This window comes from Lysobacter sp. TAB13 (genome assembly GCF_052113885.1).
GTDB lineage: Bacteria > Pseudomonadota > Gammaproteobacteria > Xanthomonadales > Xanthomonadaceae > Lysobacter > Lysobacter gummosus.
The window spans coordinates 1-361 of record NZ_JBFRDR010000402.1 but is presented as its reverse complement, the minus strand read 5'-3'; the positions used below and the strand labels follow the sequence as shown (position 1 = coordinate 361).

Genomic DNA, 361 nt, shown 5'->3' with positions numbered 1-361 from the left:
TCCGGGCAAAGGCGAGCGCGCTCCCTGCCGATTTTGAGACGCTCCGCTTTGGAACGAAAAACCGCGCAACAGGCGGCGATAAGTCTGCTGGTCTCGCCACGCTTGCGCTTCCACGTCGTCCGTCCCCGGAGCGAGGACAGCTTCGCTTATTGCCGTTGCTGCATGACGCGGCTTCAGGCCAGACCATCCGCCAGTTTTTCCGCCAGCATCGTGGTGGGCAGGTTGGTATTGGCTCTCGGCACGCAAGGCATCACCGAAGCATCGATTACATGCAGCCCGCCGACCCCGTGGACGGCGCCATCGCGTGGCGAGACGACAGCCGCCTCGTCGTCGGCCCGCCCCATCCGGCAGGTGCCGGAGG

Annotated in this window: 1 protein-coding gene; it reads right to left on the bottom strand. The window is 65.4% G+C overall.

Annotated features, from left to right (window positions below):
* Positions 1-173 precede the first annotated feature (173 nt).
* Positions 174-361, bottom strand: a 188-nt coding sequence (locus AB4Y92_RS26710; protein ID WP_441822365.1) for a GMC oxidoreductase, incomplete at its 5' end; no start/stop codon positions are given.